At 73.8% G+C, this 19,865-nt stretch carries 19 protein-coding genes; 10 read left to right on the top strand and 9 right to left on the bottom strand.

Annotated features, from left to right (window positions below; translation table 11 throughout):
- Positions 1-160 precede the first annotated feature (160 nt).
- Together IG05_RS0102430 and IG05_RS0102425 are read right to left on the bottom strand one after the other, a co-directional pair.
- The gene (locus IG05_RS0102430; protein ID WP_199808236.1) at positions 161-1,456 is read right to left on the bottom strand and encodes a helix-turn-helix domain-containing protein; all 1,296 of its coding nucleotides are present in this window, start codon (positions 1,454-1,456) and stop codon (positions 161-163) included.
- A 751-nt stretch (positions 1,457-2,207) separates the two neighbouring features.
- Positions 2,208-3,845, bottom strand: a complete 1,638-nt coding sequence (locus IG05_RS0102425) for an acyl-CoA dehydrogenase family protein (RefSeq protein WP_030338652.1) — start codon at positions 3,843-3,845, stop codon at positions 2,208-2,210.
- A gap of 131 nt (positions 3,846-3,976) precedes the next feature.
- Between IG05_RS0102425 and IG05_RS0102420 the strand changes: the two genes are divergently transcribed.
- From IG05_RS0102420 to IG05_RS0102410, 3 genes are all read left to right on the top strand, one after another.
- Positions 3,977-5,176 (top strand): YihY/virulence factor BrkB family protein, encoded by a 1,200-nt coding sequence (locus IG05_RS0102420; RefSeq protein WP_199808229.1) that lies wholly within the window; start codon positions 3,977-3,979, stop codon positions 5,174-5,176.
- A 384-nt stretch (positions 5,177-5,560) separates the two neighbouring features.
- Positions 5,561-5,926 carry a hypothetical protein gene (locus IG05_RS41835; protein WP_030338650.1) on the top strand — a complete coding sequence of 122 codons (366 nt, stop codon included), beginning with the start codon at positions 5,561-5,563 and terminating at the stop codon, positions 5,924-5,926.
- Between the two features lie 5 nt (positions 5,927-5,931).
- Positions 5,932-6,621, top strand: a complete 690-nt coding sequence (locus tag IG05_RS0102410; protein ID WP_030338649.1) for a helix-turn-helix domain-containing protein — start codon at positions 5,932-5,934, stop codon at positions 6,619-6,621.
- On the opposite strand, the gene IG05_RS0102405 is transcribed toward IG05_RS0102410, so the two are convergent.
- From IG05_RS0102405 to IG05_RS0102395, 3 genes are all read right to left on the bottom strand, one after another.
- Positions 6,601-7,005 carry a VOC family protein gene (locus IG05_RS0102405; protein ID WP_030338648.1) on the bottom strand — a complete coding sequence of 135 codons (405 nt, stop codon included), beginning with the start codon at positions 7,003-7,005 and terminating at the stop codon, positions 6,601-6,603. The two genes, IG05_RS0102410 and IG05_RS0102405, sit on opposite strands and share 21 nt — an antisense overlap.
- Positions 7,006-7,078: 73 nt before the next feature.
- On the bottom strand, positions 7,079-7,888 hold the full coding sequence (locus IG05_RS0102400; RefSeq protein WP_030338647.1) for a DUF817 domain-containing protein: 810 nt from the start codon (positions 7,886-7,888) through the stop codon (positions 7,079-7,081).
- A gap of 180 nt (positions 7,889-8,068) precedes the next feature.
- The gene (locus IG05_RS0102395) at positions 8,069-8,701 is read right to left on the bottom strand and encodes a VOC family protein (RefSeq protein WP_030338646.1); all 633 of its coding nucleotides are present in this window, start codon (positions 8,699-8,701) and stop codon (positions 8,069-8,071) included.
- Positions 8,702-8,762: 61 nt separating this feature from the next.
- Here IG05_RS0102395 and IG05_RS48245 point away from each other — a divergent pair, with 61 nt between their 5' ends.
- The 4 genes from IG05_RS48245 to IG05_RS0102375 all read left to right on the top strand — a co-directional run bounded on the left by IG05_RS48245 (position 8,763) and on the right by IG05_RS0102375 (position 11,357).
- Positions 8,763-9,356, top strand: a complete 594-nt coding sequence (locus tag IG05_RS48245) for a hypothetical protein (protein WP_030338645.1) — start codon at positions 8,763-8,765, stop codon at positions 9,354-9,356.
- A 67-nt stretch (positions 9,357-9,423) separates the two neighbouring features.
- Positions 9,424-10,080, top strand: coding sequence for a ThuA domain-containing protein (locus IG05_RS0102385; protein WP_030338644.1), 657 nt, complete (start codon positions 9,424-9,426; stop codon positions 10,078-10,080).
- Positions 10,081-10,242: 162 nt separating this feature from the next.
- On the top strand, positions 10,243-11,106 hold the full coding sequence (locus tag IG05_RS0102380; RefSeq protein WP_030338643.1) for an isocitrate lyase/PEP mutase family protein: 864 nt from the start codon (positions 10,243-10,245) through the stop codon (positions 11,104-11,106).
- Positions 11,103-11,357: a hypothetical protein gene (locus IG05_RS0102375; protein ID WP_030338642.1), complete on the top strand. Its 255-nt coding sequence runs from the start codon at positions 11,103-11,105 to the stop codon at positions 11,355-11,357. Before IG05_RS0102380 ends, IG05_RS0102375 begins: the two co-directional genes overlap by 4 nt.
- 98 nt (positions 11,358-11,455) lie before the next feature.
- Here the strand turns inward: IG05_RS0102375 and IG05_RS0102370 are convergent, their stop codons facing one another.
- The 3 genes from IG05_RS0102370 to IG05_RS0102360 all read right to left on the bottom strand — a co-directional run bounded on the left by IG05_RS0102370 (position 11,456) and on the right by IG05_RS0102360 (position 14,553).
- A complete protein-coding gene (locus IG05_RS0102370) occupies positions 11,456-11,677 on the bottom strand; it encodes a hypothetical protein (RefSeq protein WP_030338641.1) in 222 nt (73 codons plus the stop codon).
- Positions 11,678-11,739: 62 nt separating this feature from the next.
- Positions 11,740-12,840, bottom strand: a complete 1,101-nt coding sequence (locus IG05_RS0102365; protein ID WP_051789451.1) for a LacI family DNA-binding transcriptional regulator — start codon at positions 12,838-12,840, stop codon at positions 11,740-11,742.
- A 699-nt stretch (positions 12,841-13,539) separates the two neighbouring features.
- A complete protein-coding gene (locus IG05_RS0102360; protein ID WP_030338639.1) occupies positions 13,540-14,553 on the bottom strand; it encodes a hydroxyacid dehydrogenase in 1,014 nt (337 codons plus the stop codon).
- 780 nt (positions 14,554-15,333) lie between these two features.
- On the opposite strand from IG05_RS0102360, the gene IG05_RS0102350 reads away from it, so the two are divergent.
- Complete coding sequence (locus IG05_RS0102350; RefSeq protein WP_030338637.1) at positions 15,334-16,902, top strand: carboxylesterase/lipase family protein; 1,569 nt, start codon at positions 15,334-15,336, stop codon at positions 16,900-16,902.
- 265 nt (positions 16,903-17,167) lie between these two features.
- Here the strand turns inward: IG05_RS0102350 and mmuM are convergent, their stop codons facing one another.
- Entirely contained in the window at positions 17,168-18,094 is a 927-nt protein-coding gene (gene mmuM / locus IG05_RS0102345; protein ID WP_030338636.1) for a homocysteine S-methyltransferase, read from the bottom strand.
- Between the two features lie 64 nt (positions 18,095-18,158).
- Between mmuM and IG05_RS50475 the strand changes: the two genes are divergently transcribed.
- On the top strand, positions 18,159-18,503 hold the full coding sequence (locus IG05_RS50475; protein ID WP_030338635.1) for a hypothetical protein: 345 nt from the start codon (positions 18,159-18,161) through the stop codon (positions 18,501-18,503).
- Between the two features lie 279 nt (positions 18,504-18,782).
- Positions 18,783-19,865, top strand: a complete 1,083-nt coding sequence (locus IG05_RS0102335; RefSeq protein ID WP_030338634.1) for a family 43 glycosylhydrolase — start codon at positions 18,783-18,785, stop codon at positions 19,863-19,865.

Genomic DNA, 19,865 nt, shown 5'->3' with positions numbered 1-19,865 from the left:
AGAGGGCGGGCCAACTGCGCCTCTTGATCCGTACGTTGACGCGAGGAACAGGTGGGGAGGCCCGTACGGGATGCTACGGCAGGAACGGCCCGGGCAGGGTGAAGTCGCCGCAGATCGGCCGGGGGAGCGCGGACCGGGCCGGGGTCGGGCGGACGGCCGTTCACGCCGGAGGCCGCCCGGTCGGGCCGGTGTGCGGGGTATTCCGTTTCCGGGCCACCGCCGGTGCCGTCGACTGGGGGAGCAGGTTGCGCGGATCGTCCGGAAGGATCACGTCCACTTCCGCATCGTCGCAGAATCGATACGGCCGATGGTGGAGCAGTTCCCCGAGGTACCGCCGGATCCTGGACATCTCCGCCCGTACGGTCACCGTCCGGGACGGATCGCCGAACAGGTCCTGCGCCAGCTCCGCCGCCCCCCGCCCGGCCCGGTGCTCCGCCAGCACGAACAGCAACTCCGCGTGCCGCGGACTGAGTTCCCGCGACCAGGCGGCCGCCGAGGCCGTGACCTGCACCGTGCAGCGGCCCGGCCGGGAGAGGTCCAGCACGATCCGGCGGACGGCACCGGCCTGCGCCTCGTCCTCCGCCCGCAGCAGCCAGCCCTTGGCCAGCGGCTCCACCGCGCACGAACCCAGCGAGGGCAGCCACCGGCGGCCCGGCGTCAGCCTCCTGGGCAGCGCCACCCGCCGCACGTACGGCATTCCGGTCACGGCCGCCGCCCAGCCGTCGCGGTCCACCACCAGCGCCCGCCCCGACAGCCGGGCCAGCACCGGCGCCGCCACCGCCCGCAACGCCTCCAGCGAGGTCTGGTGCACCTCCCGCAGCCGGGCCTCGGCCAGCTTGGCCACCGAGTCCACCCAGGCCAGGGTGGCCGGATGCACCGTCTCCAGCGGGCCGCTGACGTCCACCACCCCGAGCAGCCGGCCGTCCCGCGGATCGGTGATCGGCGCGCCCGTACAGGTCCAGGAGGCGTGCGACCGTACGAAGTGCTCGGCGGCGAACACCTGCACCGGCCGCCGCACCACCGCCGGCGTGCCCACCCCGTTGGTGCCGACGACGTCTTCCCGCCAGTCCGCGCCGAGTTCGAAGCCGAGCCCGTCGGCCTTGCGCAGCACCGCGGCCGACCCCTCCCGCCACAGCACGCGCCCGTCGGCGTCCGCCACCACCATGATGTGCCGGGTGACGTCCGCGACCGAAAGCAGACCCTCCCGCAGCACTGGCAGGACGTGCCGCAACGGCGACTCCTCCCGCCGCCGGCGCACCTCGTCGGACGACAACAGGCCCGAACGGAAGTCGTGTTCGGGATCGACACCGCTGCGCAGCATCCGCCCCCAGGACTGCTCGATCACCGGCCGGGGCGCGATCCGCGCACGGTGTCCGGCGAGCGTGGCCTCGCGCGTCTCGTTCAGTACCCGCGCCGCCTGTGCCGCGTCCACGGCGGCCAAGCGCGCCACGTTCATCGGCGGGTTCACCACTGCGGTCCTCCGGAGAAAGGCATCGAACACACTTGTCAAGCCGTCCGGGCGGCGGTTTCCGGTCCGGCTGTGCCTCTCATAGTGCCGCTCCGGGCATGGCGGAGGCACAGACTCCGCGCATGTGCCCCCATAAGTTGCAACCCCCTGCAACCCTGGCGGACCACCGGACGGTGGCCGAGACTTGACGACGACGCCCTGCGCGTCCGCGGGCTCAACGGGCCCCGACGGCGGGGGTGGTGCCGTGTCGGCGCAGCACCACCCCCTGCCGCCCGACGGGTTGGCCGGGCGCGGCGCGGGACGGCACGGAGGGGCGTGTCGGCGGCGGCTGGGGGTCCGTCGTGGCTCCTCGGGCGGTCCCTCCCACTTCAGGCAGGCAGGCCGGTTCGGCCGGGTGCGGTCGAGGGGTGTACGGAGGGGCGTGTCGGCGGCGGCTGGGCCCTTCGTGGCTCCTCGCGCGGTCCCCCCTGCACTCCAGGCCGACCGGCTCGGCCGGGCTCGGCCGAGGGGCTTACGGAGGGGCGCGTCGGCGGCTGGAGGTCCGTCATGGCTCCTCGCGCGGTCCCCCCTCCGCACTCCAGACCGGCCGGCTCGGCCGGGCGCGGCGGGGGCGGCACCGGGAGGGTTGCGTCGGCGGCTGCGGGTCCGTTGTGGGGCGGCACGGGGAGGTTGCGTCGGCGGCTGCGGGTCCGTTGTGGCTGGTCGCGCAGTTCCCCGCGCCCTCCGGCCGGCCTGCGCCTCACGGCGTCGGGCGCGCCCGGTCCACCACCGACTCCAGGTCCAGGCCCGTCGGCAACGTGCCGAAGGACGCGCCGTGGTCGCCGCCCAGACGGGAGGCGCAGAAGGCGTCGGCGACCTCCGGCGGGGCGTGCCGTACCAGCAGGGAGCCCTGCAGGACCACGGCGAGCCGCTCCACCACACGGCGGGCCCGGCCCTCGATGCCCTCCAGGTCGGCGAGTTCGGTGAACAGATCCTTCACCGCCCGGTCCAGCCGGTGGTCGGCGCCGTGCGCGCGGCCGATCTCGGTGAGGCAGGCGTCCAGCGCGCCCGGCTCCCGCTGCAGCGCCCGGAGCACGTCCAGCGCCTGTACGTTCCCCGCGCCCTCCCAGATGGAGTTCAGCGGCGACTCCCGCACCAGCCGGGGCAGGCCGGACTCCTCGACGTACCCGTTGCCGCCCAGGCACTCGGCGGCCTCCACCGCCACCGGCGCACAGCGCTTGGTGATCCAGTACTTGGCCGCCGGCACCGCGAGCCGCAGGAAGGCCCGCTCCTGCTCCCCGCCGTCGTCCCAGGCCGCGGCGAGCCGCAGCGCGAGCGCGGTCGCGGCCTCAGACTCCAGCGCGAGATCGGCGAGGACGTTGCGCATCAGCGGCTTGTCCACCAGCTTCCCGCCGAACGCCTCCCGGTGGGTGCAGTGGTGCACGGCCTGTGCCACCGCCTGCCGCATCAGGCCCGCCGAGCCGAGCGCGCAGTCCAGCCGGGTCGCGGCGACCATCCCGATGATCGTGCGCACCCCGCGCCCTTCCTCGCCGACCCGGCGCGCCCAGGTGCCGGCGAACTCCACCTCGGCGGAGGCGTTCGAGCGGTTGCCCAGTTTGTCCTTCAGCCGCTGGATCAGGAAGACGTTGCGGCCGCCGTCGGGCAGGACCCGCGGGACCAGGAAGCAGGTCAGCCCGCCCGGGGCCTGCGCGAGCACCAGGAACGCGTCCGACATGGGCGCCGAGCAGAACCACTTGTGTCCGGTCAGTACATAGGTGCCGGGCTCCGCGAGGGGGTGCGCCACAGTGGTGTTCGCGCGGACGTCGCTGCCGCCCTGCTTCTCGGTCATGCCCATCCCGAACAGCGCGCCCGGCTTCTGCCCGGCGGGCCGCAGCTCCCGGTCGTAGACCGTGGACGTCAGCCGGGGCTCCCACTCGGCGGCCAGGGCGGCGTCGGCGCGCAGCGCGGGCACGGCCGCGTGCGTCATCGACAGCGGGCAGCAGGTGCCCGCCTCCACCTGCGTCCAGACCAGGAACCCGGCCGCCCGGCGCACATGCCCGGCGGGCCGGGTCCAGGCGCCGGTCAGACCGGCCGAGACGCCCTTGCCGAGCAGCCGGTGCCAGGCCGGATGGAACTCGACCTCGTCGATCCGGTGGCCGTACCGGTCGTGGCTGCGCAGCCGGGGCGGGTGCTCGTTCGCCTGCGTCGCCCATTCGTGCAGTTGTGCGGAGCCGGCGGCCCGGCCGAGCGCGGACAGCTCGGCGCGCACCTCGTCCAGGACGTCCGCGGCCGTGTAGCGGTCGACGGCCTCGGCGAGGGCCCGGTCGGCGGTGAAGACGTCGTAGCCGACCAGCGGGGGCGGCTGGTTCGTCACGGTGTGGGTGGAGGTGCCTGCCATGGTTGCGAACCTACCCGGGAAGGCGGCGGTGATGGCCTCCAGAGTGGCACGGCGCCGGGAACCGGACGGGCCGGGCCCCTGATCGCCTCCGGAAGGTGAGGACGGCCCGGCACGGCGGATACCGTTAGGACGTGCAGCCAGCAAGCGAAACCCCCGAGCAGCCGGCCGGTCGGCTCCACCGGGCCAGAGCCCTCTACCGGAACGTCTCCAAGCGCAGGACCGCCTGGCTGTTGCTCAAGGACACCGTCAACTCCTGCATGGAGTACCGCATCCTCGGCCTGGCGGCCGAGGCGGCGTTCTTCACGCTGCTGTCGGTGCCGCCGCTGCTGCTGAGCCTGATCGGGCTGCTCGGCTACGTCGACGACTGGACCGGCGCCGACACCATCCACAGCCTGGAGACCAACCTCCTGGAGGCCTCCCGCACGGTCCTGTCCGACAAGGGCGTCAAGGACATCGCCGAGCCGATCCTGCACGACGTGATGAAGGGCGGCCGGCCCGACGTCATCTCCATCGGCTTCCTGTTCGCCCTGTGGTCGGGTTCCCGCGCGGTGAACGTCTTCATCGACACCATCACCGTCATGTACGGCCTGGACGGCGTCCGGGGCATCGTCAAGACCAGGATCATGGCGTTCCTGCTGTTCATCGTGGCGCTGCTGATCGGCTCCGTGGCGCTGCCGCTGATGGTGGCCGGACCGGACGCGGTGGTGCGGATCCTGCCCTGGTCGGAGACGGTCGTCCAGGTTTTGTACTGGCCGGTCGTGATCGTCCTGTCCATCGTCTTCCTGACGACCCTCTACCACGTGTCCGTGCCGGTCCGCTCCCCGTGGATCGAGGACGTGCCCGGCGCCCTGGTCGCCCTCGCCATGTGGGTCCTGGGCAGCTTCCTGCTGCGCATCTACCTCACCAGCACCATCGAGGGCGCCACCATCTACGGCTCCCTCGCCGCCGCCGTCGCCGTCCTGCTCTGGATCGGGGTGTCCGCCTTCGCCGTGCTCGTCGGCGCGGCCGTGAACGCGGCCATCGACCGGGTCTGGCCCGCCGCGGCCACGGCCGCCGCCCGCGAGGCCAACGAGCGGATGCGCCACGCCCAGGTCGCCGAGTACGTCGCCCGCGCCGCTGCGGCCCGCGAGGCCGACCCCGACGATCCCGACGACCCCGACATGCCCTCCGAGTTCCCCGAGCGCTGGTCCCGCTTCCTGCCCCCGGAGGACGTGACGGCCCGCCTGCGCACCCATGCGAGGAATCCGCACCACGCCCACAAGGGGCACGGCGGGCACGAGGGACACGAGGGACACGAGGGACACGGCGGGGCAGGACATCCGGTGCAGTGACGTTGCGGCCGGCGGTGACGGGGTCGCCGACTCGCTCCGTCCTGCACGCTCCGCCTGCTTCCGGCCCGGTGCCGGTCTCCACCCTCTCTGGACCCTGAGGTGGAGAAGGCTGCCGCGCTGGTTTCCCGAATCTCCACCCGGCACTCCACCCGTGCGCCGATCCGCCCGGCACCGCCTCACGCCTAGCGTGAATGCGCGGGCCGGAACCGTCCGGTCTGCGGCAGCACAGCCGGGCACCCTCGCCACCGCACCGCCCGGTACCACTCCGACACCGGGCAGGGAGGCAGCGATGGACAGGGCCGACGTGAGGGGACGGACGCGCGGTACGGCGCGGGAGGGCGGTATGGCGAGGGCGGTCGGTATGACGCGGACGGTCGGTACGACGTGGGAGGGGGCCGGGACAGCCGAGCCTCCACCCCGGCCGTCCGACCCTCCATCCCGGTCGTCCGAGCCTCCGCCCCGGCCGTCCGACTGCGGGTCCTCACCTTCCTGTGGGGAGCCGAGCAGCTCCTCGACGGCGCCCTCGGCCCACTCGCCGCCGTCACGCTGCCGCCCGGCACGGTGTCGCTGCTCGACCGGGTCCCGTCCTTCCTCCTGCTGGACCCGGCCGCAGGGATCACCGCCGGCTACGCCCGCCGCTTCCGCACACGCCACGCCCTGCCGCTGCTCGGCACCCCGGCACCGGCGACGGGACGGCCCCGGCGCGGTGGACGCGGGCACGGCACCGGCGCCGCCGGCGACGTACGCTGACTCCCGTGTACGCGGAGCGGGCATCCCGGCTGACCGGCGCCGTCGTGTGGACGAACTCCCCGGCCGGCACCGGCACCCGTCCCGTGCTGCCCGACGGCTGCATGGACCTGCTGTGGAGCGAGGGCCGGCTGCTGGTCGCGGGGCCCGACACCCGCCCCTACCTGCCCGAGGGCCCAGGCCGGTCCTGGACGGGCATCCGCTTCTTCCCCGGCACCGCACCCACGCTGCTCGGTGTGCCGGCACACGAACTCCGTGACCTGCGGGTGGAGTTGGCGGACCTGTGGCCGGCGGCGCGGGTCCGGCGGCTGGCCGGCCGGATCGCGGCGGCCCCCGACCCCGCGAGCGCGCTGGAGGACCTCGCTCTTGACCGGGCGGCGCAGGCGGGGCCCCCGGATCCGGTGCCGCGCCGGGTGGTGGAGTGCCTGGCCGGGGGCCGCCCGGTGTCCGCGACGGCCACCGAACTCGGCCTGGGAGAGCGCCGCTTGCACCGCCGCTGCCTGACCGCCTTCGGTTACGGCCCGAAGACCCTGGCCCGCATCCTGCGGCTGCAGCGGGCGCTGGCCCTGGCCCGCTCCGGGACCCCGTACGCCGAGACAGCGGCCCGCGCGGGCTATGCGGACCAGCCCCACCTGGCGCGTGAGGTGCGCCGGCTGGCGGGGATGCCGCTCGGGCAGCTACTCGCCGGGGACGGGTAGCGGGGCGAACAGGTCGACCGCGTTGCCGTCGGGGTCGTGCACGGTGGCGTACCGCTGGCCCCAGAAGGCGTCCCACGGCTCCAGCTCACCGTGATGGTCGGCGGCCAGCAGCTCCTCGTACCGGGCGTCGACCTCGGCGGGGGAGTCGCAGCGGAAGGCGAGCGAGACCCGTCCCGTGCCGGCGGGCGGCTGCCATCCGGGGTGGAAGGAGCGGACGGTGTCCTCGGTGTCCAGGGCGAGCAGCAGCCCGCCGGGCAGTTCGGCCTCGACATGCGGCTGGTCCTCGGCTCCCGCGGGGAAGGCCAGTCCGAGGCGGCGGTAGAAGGCGAGCGAGGCGGCCAGGTCGGAGACGACCAGGCCGATCACGGCGAATCGTACGGTCATGCGGGCACCGTAGGCCGCGGCCGGCCGGCCCGTCTTGAAGGAATCGGACACCGGCGGCGGGGCACCGGCCCGGTCACGGGCGCCTCGGGCGGCCGTTCCGGCCGCTCGCCCCGAGGTGCTCGACGAGGACGAACGTGACGCTGATCAGCAGGGACCAGGCACCGAACTTGGTCAGCGGCACCGGCTGCCAGCCGCCGAGCTGCTGCGGATAGCTCCAGGCTCCCGCATAGGTCGCGGCGTTCTCGGCGACCCACAGGAAGAAGCCGATCAGGACGAAGGAGAGGGCGAGCGGCATGCGGTAGCGGTGGGCGCCCACGCGGAAGCCGACCCAGGTGCCGGCCGTCGCCGCGGTCATCGCCACCGCGAGCGGCCAGCGCAGGTCCGGTATCCAGTGGTGGGTGAAGAAGTTGAGGTAGACGGCGGCGGCGACCAGGGTCGTGGCGGCGGCGCGGTAGCGGGTGTAGCGCAGCCGCATCAGCCGCCGCGCCCGGCAGACGTAACTGGCGACCGCCGCGTACATGAAGCCTCCGTACAACGGCACTCCGGCGATCTTGGTGAGGGCGTCCTCCGGGTAACTCCACGAGCCCACATGCACCTTGACCAGCTCGAACAGCAGTCCCAGCACATGGCACACGGCGATCACCGCGGTGTCCCGCCGGGTCTCCCAGCCGACCCGGCGGGCGACGAGGGTGAGCAGTACGCCGTAGACGAGGACCAGGTCGTAGCGGGCGACGGGCAGCGGGGGCAGCAGCCGGGAGGCCCCGATCCCGGCCAGCAGCGCCCCGGCGAAGGCACAGGCGCGGACCTGGACCACGCCGAACCGCACCAGCTGGGCGAACCCGTGCCGCAGTCCGCTCCCGGCGGACCCGTCCTCCGTGCCCATGCCCCTCCTTCGCGCGACAGTGAGGGTCCCGGCGACAGAACCCGTATTTGAACACGTTCAATCAGGAGGTGTGGTTCCCGCGTGAGCACGCGAACCCGGCAAGATCCGGAAGAAGGACCCCGGCACCGTGCACCCGCCGCCCGGCACTCCGCCCCGAGCCCGCCGCCTCGCGCCCGGCGCTCAGCCGAAGACGACCGGCCCGTTCGGTGTGTCCACGGTGAAGGAGAGTGCTACGGGTCCCGTCGTGAGGGTCAGCGAGGTGCCGAGGGCCGCGAGGGGGCCGCGCACCGCCTGCGGGGCGGGCGTCGAGGCCGACATCGCCAGCAGCGGGGTGACCGGAAGTCCCGAGGCGGCCGGATGCGGGGAGTCGCCCCAGTCGATGAGGAACGGCAGCAGACCCGGCGCCTCACCGGGACCGGCGTCGGTCAGCCGCCACCGCAGCAGGGTGCCGTCCGGGGTCCGCCGGCTCATCGGCCGCACCGGCCCGGGGTCATGACCACGCGCCCGCGCCGCGGCGACCGCCGCGTCCAGGTCCGGCGGGCTGATCGCCCAGGTCACCACGGAGGGACCGGCCAGCCGGTCGACGCCGAACGGCCGCGGCCCGGCGGCCCCGGGCTGCTCCGGATCCGGCCCGATGATCTCCAGGTAGCTCCGGCCGCCCAGCCCCACCAGGTGGTTGCGCGTCCCCAGCCCGACATGCACGCCGCCGGGTGCCGGCGCGACCCCGGTCCGCCGCGCGAACTCGGCGACCGTCACTTCCAAGTCCGGTGCGGCGAGGACGACATGGTCCAGCAGTGGCGGAATCGCGTTCATCGCGCGAGAGGTTACGGGATCGGGACCGGCCCCGGGAACGCCCGTGCGGCACGATGGGCGCATGATCCGTACCGCACGCACCCTGCCGCTGCTGCTCCTGCCCGCACTGCTCGCGGCGTGCGGCACGGAGAAGACCGACACCGGCGACGCCCGGCAGCCCACCCCGGCCACCACCACCTCCGCCGCCACCACCCCCGCCGCCACCACTCCGGCCGCCACCACGTCGCGGACCGAACTCGACGAACACCTGCGCGCGTTGGGCATCGCGCCGGAACTCGTCTACCTCACCGACGTGCCGGGCTTCACCCTCGCCCAGCAGTCCATAGGCGTGAACGGGGACGACGGCTTCTCCGCCTCCTACTGGGCGAAGGACGGCGCCGTACTCCACCTCTACGCCGAGCGGGGCAGCGCCGCCGACTGCCCCACGGACTACGTCTGCCGGGCGCCGGCGAAGGGCCGGGTGGTGCGCATCAGCGGCGAGAAGGTCGCACCCGGGGTGCTGCGCCGAGCCGCCGACGCCGTCCACCGCCCCGCACCCGAGGAACTCGCAGGCCTTCTGCCGCCGCCGCGCACGGCGACGGCCCCGGTGCAGCGCGGCGACCTCCCGTCGTACGGCGACGGAGCGCCCGACAACAGCGTGGGCGAGGGCGGTTGACCGGTTCGACCACCGGCGGCCGCACGCGGGAGCCGGGCCGGAGCACGCCCGCCTAGAGTCGTGTGGCATGCCTCCTCGTCTCCTCCTCTACACCCGTACCGCCGACTACCGCCACGACTCCATCCCGGATGCCGTCGCCGCCGTCCGGGACCTCGGCAGGTTCGCCGTCGAGCACACCGAGGACCCGGCGGACCTCGAACGGCCGCTGGAGGGGTTCGCGGCCGTGGTCTTCCTCTCCACCAGCGGTGACGTGCTCACCCCGGCCGGGCGCGCACGGCTGGAGAGCCACGTCCGCTCCGGCGGCGGCTTCGCCGGGGTGCACGCGGCGGCCTGCACCGAGTACGGGTGGCCGTACTACGGCGAACTCCTCGGCGCCCGCTTCACCCGGCACCCCGCCCACCAGCCCGGCCGCGCCCTCGTCGCCGACCCCGCCCACCCCGCCACCCGGCGGCTGCCCGCCGTGTGGGACTTCACCGACGAGTGGTACGACTTCGACCATCCCCCGGGCGGCGGGGCCCGGGTGCTGCTGCGCGCCGACGAGACGTCGTACGACGGCGGCGGGATGGGCGCGGACCATCCGCTGGCCTGGTGCCGTGAGCAGGGCCCCGCAGGCGGACGCGTGTTCTACACGGCACTCGGCCACGCCGCCGGCGCCTACCGTGACCCGCTCTTCCTGGCCCACCTGAACGGGGGGCTCACCTGGGCGGCACGGCTCACCGAGTGACGTTTCTGCGGTGAATCGGTTGCTCCATCGGAGTGAGTAAAGCTGGCGTAGGGCGAAGGTCACGTGAATACCTAGAGATGCTCTTGTCTTGGCAAAGGGCGTCGAGACGCGGCGGCCCCCCCATCCCGCCCCGCGTCACCCACCCACACGAGGAGCCGGACCTTGACTTACGGGAAGAAGCTGCGCGAGAGCATCGCCGAGCCCGGGACCACTCCGCTGATCGGCGTGTACGACATGTACTCGGCGTCGATCGCGGCCAAGCACTACGACGGAATGTTCGTATCGGGCTTCGGTTTCGCGGCCTCGTACTACGGCCTGCCGGACATCGGATTCATCGCCTGGCCCGACATGGTGGCCTTCGTCCAGCGGCTGCGGGGCGCGTTCCCGCACCACCACCTGCTGGTCGACATCGACGACGGGTACGTCGACCCCGAGGTCGCCTGTCACGTCGTCGAGGGACTGGAACGCATCGGTGCCTCCGGGGTCATCCTTGAGGACCAGAAGCGGCCCCGCCGCTGCGGCCACGCCGACGGCAAGCAGGTGCTGCCCCTGGACGAGTACCTGGAGAAGCTGCACAGGGTCCTGGAGACCCGCAAGGACCTCGTCGTCGTCGCCCGAACCGACGCCACAGACGAGCACGACATCCTGCACCGCGCCGAACAGCTGGCGGCCACCGACGCCGACGTGGTGCTGGTCGACGGGGTGCGCAGCGTCGAGTGGATCCAACGGATCCGAAAGGTCGTCGGCGACAAACCGCTGCTGTTCAACCAGATCGCCGGCGGCAAGTCGCCCCGCCTGTCCCTCGGCGAGCTGTCCGACCTCGGCGTGGACGTCGCCATCTACAGCACCCCCTGCCTGTTCGCCGCGCACGAGGCGATGGACTCCGCCCTCGCCGGTCTCAAGGCCGCCGACGGCCGGCTGCCGGAGGTGGACCCCACGAGCGGGGTCGGCGTGAAAGCCTCCACCAGCCTGCTGGAGCGCAACATCGCGCCCGAGCGGCGCACCCCCGAGGGTGTGGGCGTGTGACCGGTGCCGTACCCCGGCTCGGCGCGGCCACGGCGGTCGCCGCCGCGCTCCTCGCGTCCGGCGCCGCACCCGCGGTCGCGTCCGGGAGTCTGATCACCGTGATCGACAACTCCCACGCCGACTCCTGGCTCGAAGTCGACCGCACGGCCAACGTGCAGACCGGCAGCGGCACCGCCGGCAGCGACCACGACGGCAGCGCCGTGGACGTGGTGGAAGCCCTCTTCGGCGCCGACCGGGGCGAGGAGGACTGAGCGGAGCGAAGCACCGGAACCACCGCAACAGCACGACGGCCGGGCACCCCGTGCGGGAGGTGCCCGGCCGTCACCGGGTGACCGGACCGCCCGGGGACTCAGTCCTCCGTCAGGTCGGGACGGCCGTTCTCGTCGAGCTCGACCTCCTCCTCGGGGTCGTGCTCGTCGGCGGGCGAAGCCACGGTGGCGGGCGAGGCCACGGTGGCGCGCTGCGGCCCGGGAGCGACGGTACGGCAGGCGGCGTGCGCCGAGCCGTAGACGGTGACCAGGGCGGCTGCGGCCACGGCGAGGGCCGCGGCGATACGCGTGGTGGGGTCCATGCCCGGCCAACGAACCCCGCACCCGCGGGGTCACCGTGCCCGGCCCGAACCGGCCGCCCACGTCACGCGGTCGGCCGCTCGGCCGGCACCGGCCTGCGCACCACGGCACGGCGCACCGGCGGCGGGGCCGTGCTCGCCCGCTCCACCAGCCGTGTCGACAGCTCCGTCCGCGTCCCCTCGGGGCGCTCGCCCCGCATCATCCGCACCAGCAGCCGCACCGCCGTCGCCGCCATCTCCGCCAGCGGCTGCCGGACCGTGGTGAGTGCCGGGGCGACCCAGCGGGCCTCGGGCAGGTCGTCGAACCCCACCACGCTCACCTCGTCCGGCACCCGCAACCCCCGTTCCGCCAACGCCGCGTACACCCCCAGCGCCATCCGGTCCGCGCACACGAACACCGCGGTCGGCGGCTCGGGCAGATCCAGCAGCTCGTGCATGCGCAGCCGGGCGGTGGCCTCGTCACGGCCAGCGTGCCGCACGTACTCGGCGCGCTGCCGCACGCCCGCCGAGGTGAGCGCCGAGCGGTAGCCGGCCACCCGTGCGCCGTCGGCCATGGCCCGCCGGTGCCCGGCGATCACCCCGATCCGCTCGTGGCCCAGCCGCAGCAGATGCTCCGTCGCGCTCACCCCGCCCTGCCAGTTGGCCGCCCCGACCGACACCACCCCGGCCGGCGGCTCGTGCACCGGGTCGATGAGCACGTACGGGATGCGGTGGTGGTCCAGCCAGGCGTACTGCGCGGCGGACAGCTCCGCGAGCGGGAACAGCACGCCCGAGGAGCCCCGCGTGGTCAGCTTGTCCAGCCAGCCGCGCTCCGGCCGGGAGTCCCGGGTCCGGTCCGGCCCGGGACGCCCGGCCGAGACCACCACCTCCAGACCCGCCTCGTACGCCGCCGCCTCCACCCCGTGCAGCACCGCACCCGACCTGGAACTCTCCAGCGGGTGCAGCACCAGGTCCACCAGGCCCGGCGCCTTCGACGCGTCGAAACGGGGCCGGCGCACATAGCCGAGCCGGTCCAGCGCCTCGGTCACCCGGCGGCGGGTCTCCGGCGCCACGTCCTCCCGGCCGTTGACCACCTTGGACGCGGTGGGCACCGACACGCCCGCCTCACGGGCCACCACCGCCAGCGTCGGCCCTGCCGCCACGCTCGCACTCCCCGCACGGACCATAGGGAACCACCTCTCCGGCCCGCCCGTGGGCCACCGAAAGTTGCGACCAGCGCTGCGTCCGCGGCCTGCTCACCGAACAGACAGAAAGCGCTTCCTACCATAGGTGGGCGTCAACACGGCGGGAAGACACGGGAATTCACGGGATGGCGGATCCCGCTGCTTTCGAAACTCCGAACCCCGGAACGTCCCGGGAGTCTCATACGCCCGGGCGGTCGCGGTCGCCGGGGCCGACAGGGCGAGCCGAGTCCGGAAGCTGGCGATGTCCGCCATGAAGGAGGCGACGACGAGGTCCACGGCGTGGACCGCAACCGACCGTGACCAACGCGCCGGGCAACACGGCCGCGAACCGTGCTCGCCGGAGAGCCGGAGAGCCGGAGAGCCGGATGAAGCCTGACGCCGGCCCGACCGGGCGACGGCGCCGACCCCGACCGGCCGGCACCGTCCCCGACCGGCCGGCACCGTCCCCGACCCGCCGGCACCGTCCCCGACCGGCCGGCACCGGGCCTCGCCCCGCCGGCACCGGGCGTCGCCCCGCGCGCCGGGGCGCTGGCGCGTCAGGCCGACGGCGAAGCGGGCCGCCGTGCCGAACCGGGGCGCACGCAGCCCGGCCGCCCGGGGGAACGTCGACGGCCCCGCCTCGACGCCGGCGCCCGTCTCGTATGAGGTCGTGGTGCGCGCGCTCCGTCATCTGTTCGGTCGTCAGGCGACCCGGGACAGATCCGCGTGCCGCACCCGGTGCCGCGGCGGGAGGCCCTCGGCCAGCCGCTCCAGCTCCTCCACGACGATCACGCCCAGCCGTGCCAACTCGTTGCCGAGCGAACCCGCGATGTGCGGGGTGAGGAAGACGTTCGGCAGCCGGTACAGCGGCGAACCGGCGGACAGCGGTTCGGGCTCCGTGACGTCGAGGACCGCACTCAGGCGCCCCGAGACCAACTCCTGCGTCAGCGCCTCGTGGTCGACCAGCCCACCGCGCGCGGTGTTGATCAGCACGCCCCCGTCCCGGACCAGGGCCAGCCGGGCCCGGTCGAGCATGTGGCGCGTCTCGGGGATGTCGGGGGCGTGCAGGGTCACGATGTCGCTGCGCCGCAGCAACTCCTCCAGCGATACCGGTTCCGCCCCCAGGCCGGCGGCCTCGGCGGCGCTGACGTAGGGGTCGTACAGCAGGGCCGTGAGGTCGAACGGCCGCAGCAGCTCCATGAGCCGGCGGCCCACACGGGAGGCGCCGACGACCCCGACGCGACGGCCGAGGTTGCCGGTGCCCGCGGTTTCGGCGGGGCCCGGACCGGTGTGGGTACGGCGGTAGCGCTCGCGGTGGCCGAAGGCGTCCTTCCCGGCGAGCAGAATCATCGCGAGCGTGTACTCCGCGACAGGCAGTGCGTTGCCGGCGACCGCGCTGGAGACGGTGACGCCATGCGCCCACAGGGCCTCGCCGACCAGGGAGCGGACCGAGCCGGCGGCGTGCAGGACGGCCCGCAGTTCCGGTGCCGCGGCCAGGGCACCGGCGTCCAGGTGCGGGCAGCCCCAGCCGGTGATCAGCACCTCGGCCCAGGCCAGGGCGCCGGATGCCGCCGGATCGGCGAAGTCCCGGACGACGAACTCCGGGTCGATGTCCGCCGCCCGCCTCAGCCGCTCCATGAGCGGTGGGGGGAAGAGCAGCGGGAGATGTACCGGATCCATCGCGAACACGGCCCGCGGCGGCTGAGGGCTGGGCATGGCTCTCCTGACGGAACGGGAGCGTAGAAGGGTGTGCAGAAAGCGCCTTCTAACGTAGGTCCGCAGGTAAGAACGGGTCAATCGGCAGGGCCGGGCGGCGGATCACGGTCTGGGGTCGCGTACAGCCGGGCGTCCGTCGTGGCGCCGGTCAGGACCTCCCCGGACTCGGACCGCCGACCGGCCGGCCTCTCGGTCGGGCGACGGGTTCTTCCGGCACGACGGATCGACCGGGCGCCGTGCGTGGTGCCAATTCCGTTCAGGGACTCTCCTGGGGGACTCCCATGGGGGCTCTCCCGATGGACGCGGGTCCCGACCGGTTGCGCTTCGACGTGACAACCGGCCGCCTGCTCAACGGCGTTCATCGCCTCCTCACCCCCCACCGCCACCGCCACGGCCACCGCACCGCCACGGCCGGGGTACCGCGACGGCCATGGCACGGGCGGCACCCGACCCTCACCGTAGGCATCCTGCCGTCTCCCCCCGGGGGGCTCAGGACTCACGGCGACCGCGGCGACGTCATCCTCGCCGACCGCGCCGACGGCCCCCTCCCGCGGGCCTCCGGCCTGCGCCCGCAAGAAGACCACTAGCGCGCACGCAGCCCTCGGTGGGTGAGCCCCCGGGGGACCGGCCGCACCGCCGGCGACGGCTACGAGCAGCCCTCTGCCGGCACCCTCCGGTACGCCGAACAGCCCAGTCCCGGGCCCCTGCACCGGAATACAACCGGGTGATGTGATGCTCTGATGTGAACGGTGCACGAGCGCGGCGAAGGGCTGGCGGGTGATGACGGCAGACCAGACGGGCCCCGTGGTCAGCACACCCCACGGAGCCGTACGCGGCCGGTACGAGCAGGGCATCGCGGTGTTCCGCGGCATCCCGTACGCCGCCCCGCCCTTCGGCCCCCGGCGGTTCCGCCCACCCCGGCCCCCCGAGCCCTGGGACGGCGTCCGCGACGCCGGCGCCTTCGGTCCCACCGCGCCCAAACCCCCGTACTCCGAGGCCTTCGCCCGGTACCTGTCCGACCCGGTGATCCTCGGCGACGACTGCCTGAACCTCAACGTATGGACCCCCGAGCCCGGATCCGGTGCCCGGCTCCCCGTCCTCGTCTGGCTGCACGGCGGCGCCCTCACCAGGGGCTCCTCGGCCGTACCCGTGTACGACGGCCACGCCTTCGCCCGCGACGGCGTCGTCTGCGTCTCGGTGAACTACCGCCTCGGCGTCGAGGGCTACGGACTGTTCCCCGACGCACCCCCCAACCCCGGCCTGCGCGACCAGCTCGCCGCCCTGCGCTGGGTGCACGAAGCGATCGGTGCCTTCGGCGGTGACCCCGACCAGGTCACCCTCTGCGGCCAGTCGGCCGGCGCCATCAGCGCCGGCGTCCTGCTCGCCGCCCCCGCGACCCGCGGCCTGATCCGGCGTGCGGTCCTGCAGAGCGGCCCGCCGGAAGCCTCCGACCGGGACAAGGTACGGCGCATGGTGCGCCGCATGGCCGCCCGGCTGAAGATCCCCGCCACCGCCGAGGCCTTCGCCGCCGTCGACCGCGACCTGCTGCTGCGCACCCAGGCCGAGGTCGGCCGGCTCAGCAGCCCGGTCCTGGGCGGACCCGCGTTCGGCATCGTCGTGGACGGCGACCTCGTACCCCGCGACCCCCTCCAGGCCCTGCTCGACGGCGACGCCGGCCAAGGCGTCGACCTGCTCATGGGCTGGACCCGCGACGAGTACCGGCTCTGGTTCGTGCCCGGCGGACTGCTGGAGCACATCGACCGGCTCGGCCCCGTCGCCCTCGCCGCGGCGATGGCCCGCTGCCACGTCGGCCACGACGTGCCCCGCGCCTACCGCGCCCTCCACCCCGACGCCGGTGTCGCCGAGATCGTCGGCCAGATGGTCACCGACCACCTGCTGCGGGCCCCACTGCACCGCCTCGCCGACGCCCGGCCCGGCACCTCCCACCTCTACGAGTTCGCCTGGCCGTCCCGCATCCCCGGCCTCGGGGCCTGCCACGCACTGGAACTGGGCTTCGTCTTCGACACCGGCGACGTACCCGAGTCCAAGAAACTGGCCGGCGAGGGCGCCCCGCGGGAGCTGGGCGACGCGATGCACACGGCCTGGGTGCGGTTCGCTGCGACCGGGGATCCGGGGTGGGAGGCATGGGACGCGTCACATCCGGTGCGGATCTTCGGCGACGGTGGACCGTATACGGCATACGGTCCACGGGATGCGGAATTCGCCCTGTGGTCGACCGCCCACCCCGTCCCCGAGCCCGGCCCCGCCGGTCCAATCCGGGCCCCAGGGGCCGAGTGGGCGGCGGCGGTACGGCGATTGCGGCGGTCGGCGGCGGCCCGGCGGCGGTGACCGCCGCTGGTCGCCGGTCGACAGTGGACAGACGCCAGGCACCCCCCTGACGACAAACGACTGTTGACAGCCGACAGCCGACAGCCGACAGCCGACAGCCGACCGGCGACAGCCGACTGTCGCCGGTCGACAATCGCCCCAGCGGCCCAGCCAGGACACCAAGACGGTCACGGACGCAGTCGGCCCCCGACCGGCGGTCACGGCGACCGACGGCATCAGGCGGGCGGCACCAAGACGATGAAGCACTCCCCGCCGAGCGGCGCGCTCAGGCCGCGTCCAGTGCGCGCGCCATCGACGTGATGGCCGGCGGGCCGACCCGGCAGCACCCCCCGATCAACCGTGCCCCCGCGTCCCGCCACGCCTTGACCTGCTCGGCGCCGAACGTGGTGCGCCCGGTCCAGGCACGGGCCTCGGCATCCCACGCCTCACCGCTGTTGGGATAGACCACGACCGGCTTCCCGGTGACACGGGCCGCGGTCTCGACGGCGTACGCCACATCCCCGGGCGCGCAGCAGTTCACGCCGACCGCGATGACCTCGTCGGCCTCGGCGGCCAGAGCGAAGGCTTCCTCCAAGGGCTGGCCCGCGCGGGTGTGGCGACCGTCGACCGTATACGAGAGCCAGGCCGGCACCTCCAGCCCGCGCACCGCCCGCACCAGGGCCGCCGCCTCGTCCGCGTCCGGAACCGTCTCCAGCGCCAGGACGTCCGGCGCGGCCTCGGCCAGCACCTCCAGGCGCGGCCGGTGGAACCGCTCCAGCTCCTCGACGCTCAGCCCGTACCGGCCCCGGTACTCGGAACCGTCCGCGAGCATCGCCCCGTACGGGCCGACCGAGGCCGCCACCCACAACGGCCGGCCGACACCCTCCCCCTGCGCCTGCCGGGCGGCCTCCCGGGCCAGCTCCACGCTCAGCCCGAGCAGTCGGGTCCCCTCCGCACGGCTGATCCCGCGCTTCGCGAACCCCTCGAAGGTGGCCTGGTAGCTGGCGGTGATCGCGACCGCCGCGCCCGCCCTGAAGTAGGCGAGGTGCGCCTCGGTGACCGCCTCGGGCCGCTCCGCGAGCAGCCGGGCCGACCACAGCTCGTCGCTCAGATCGTGTCCGGCCGACTCCAGCTGGTTGGACATGCCGCCGTCGAGCACGACCGTTCCGGCGGCGAGGGCTGCGGCGAGACTGGGGGAGGTGTTGCTGGTCATGTCACGACGCTAATCGAAGCGCGAGGGAAGCGAACCCAGGTGTCCAGCAGGTGAGCAACCGTCCATGCTCATTCTGACCTGCGGAAACTCCCATGGCACCGGCGACATCATCGGCGGCGGCATCTTCGCCCTGCCCGCCACCGTGGCGCGGTACGGCACGGTCAGCCTGCTCGCCTTCGCCGTCCTGTCCGTCGCAGCTCCGATCGCGCTCAACCGCACGGCGGGTCCTGACACCACCTTCCGGGTCCTCGTGCTCATCACCGCGTTCACCGGCTGCGTGCCCTATCCGCTGTCCGCCGCCGCGCGGTCGTACCGGCCGGCCCTGGCTCGCGCGCCCGGGTCCGCCCGGCCGGCCCCGCCCGTGACCTCACCGTCGCCGCGCTGTCCTTCGCCTTCTCCTTCGGACTGATCGCCGGCGCGGGCTCCGCGACGGTCTACCAGGGCGTGTTGTTCGCGGGCACCCCGGTGTACGGGTGGCTGCGCGGCCGTCAGGAGCCGGCCGGAACGCCCGCCTGACGCGGAACGCCCCCGGGAGAGGAGGAAGCGCTTTCCCCTCCTCCCGCCGGACCCATTGACCCTCTCGCGGACCACCCTTACCTTTTCCGCGTTCGGCATCACAGATGCTGTACGTGATTTCGAACGCACGGCATTTCGAAGGTACCGCTGTCCCCCACCGAGAGGCAGTCGCATGAGCCGCGACCACGACCTGCCCGAAGCCCCTTCCCGCCGGCTGCTCCTGAAGGGCGCCGCAGCCGCCGGCGTCCTGGCGGCCAGCTCCGCGACCCCCGCGCTCGCGTCCCCGACCGCGCCCGGCAAGGCGGCCCCCCACGTGAACCCCCTCGTCTCCCAGCGCGCCGACCCGCACATCACCCGCCACACCGACGGCCTCTACTACTTCACCGCGACCGTCCCCGAGTACGACCGCATCATCCTGCGCCGCGCCCGCACCCTGAACGGCCTGTCCACCGCCGCCGAGTCGGTGATCTGGCGGGCACACGCCACCGGCCCCATGGGCGCCCACATCTGGGCGCCCGAGCTGCACCGGATCGGCGGCAAGTGGTACATCTACTTCGCCTCCGCCCCCGCCGAGGACGTCTGGGCCATCCGCATCTGGGTCCTGGAGAACGCCGGCCCCGACCCCTTCAAGGGCACATGGGTCGAACGAGGCCAGGTCAAGACCGCCTGGGAGACCTTCTCCCTCGACGCCACCACCTTCAAGCACCACGGCACCCGCTACCTGGTCTGGGCCCAGCACGAACCCGGCACGGACAACAACACCGCCCTGTGGATCTCCAGGATGGCCAACCCCTGGACGCTGACCGGCCCCCAGGTCCGGCTGTCCACACCCGAGTACGACTGGGAGTGCGTCGGCTACAAGGTCAACGAGGGCCCGTACGTGCTGCAGCGCAACGGCCGGCTCTTCCTCACCTACTCGGCCAGCGCCACCGACTGGCACTACTGCATGGGCCTGCTCACCGCCGACATCCACAGCGACCCCATGGACGCGCGGAGTTGGCGCAAGTCACCCGTCCCGGTCTTCACCAGCAACGACACCACCAAGCAGTACGGCCCCGGGCACAACTGCTTCACCGTCGCCGAGGACGGCCGCACCGACGTCCTCGTCTACCACGCCCGCCAGTACAAGGAGATCACCGGCGACCCGCTGCACGACCCCAACCGGCACACCCGTGTCCAGAAGCTCGGCTGGAAACCGGACGGCACCCCCGACTTCGGCGTCCCCGTGGCCGACACCGCGAAGACGGGTGCCTGA

Origin of the sequence: Streptomyces sp. NRRL S-1022, from assembly GCF_000720135.1 — a bacterium.
Classification (GTDB): domain Bacteria; phylum Actinomycetota; class Actinomycetes; order Streptomycetales; family Streptomycetaceae; genus Streptomyces.
This window is presented reverse-complemented; position numbering and strand designations above follow the sequence as displayed.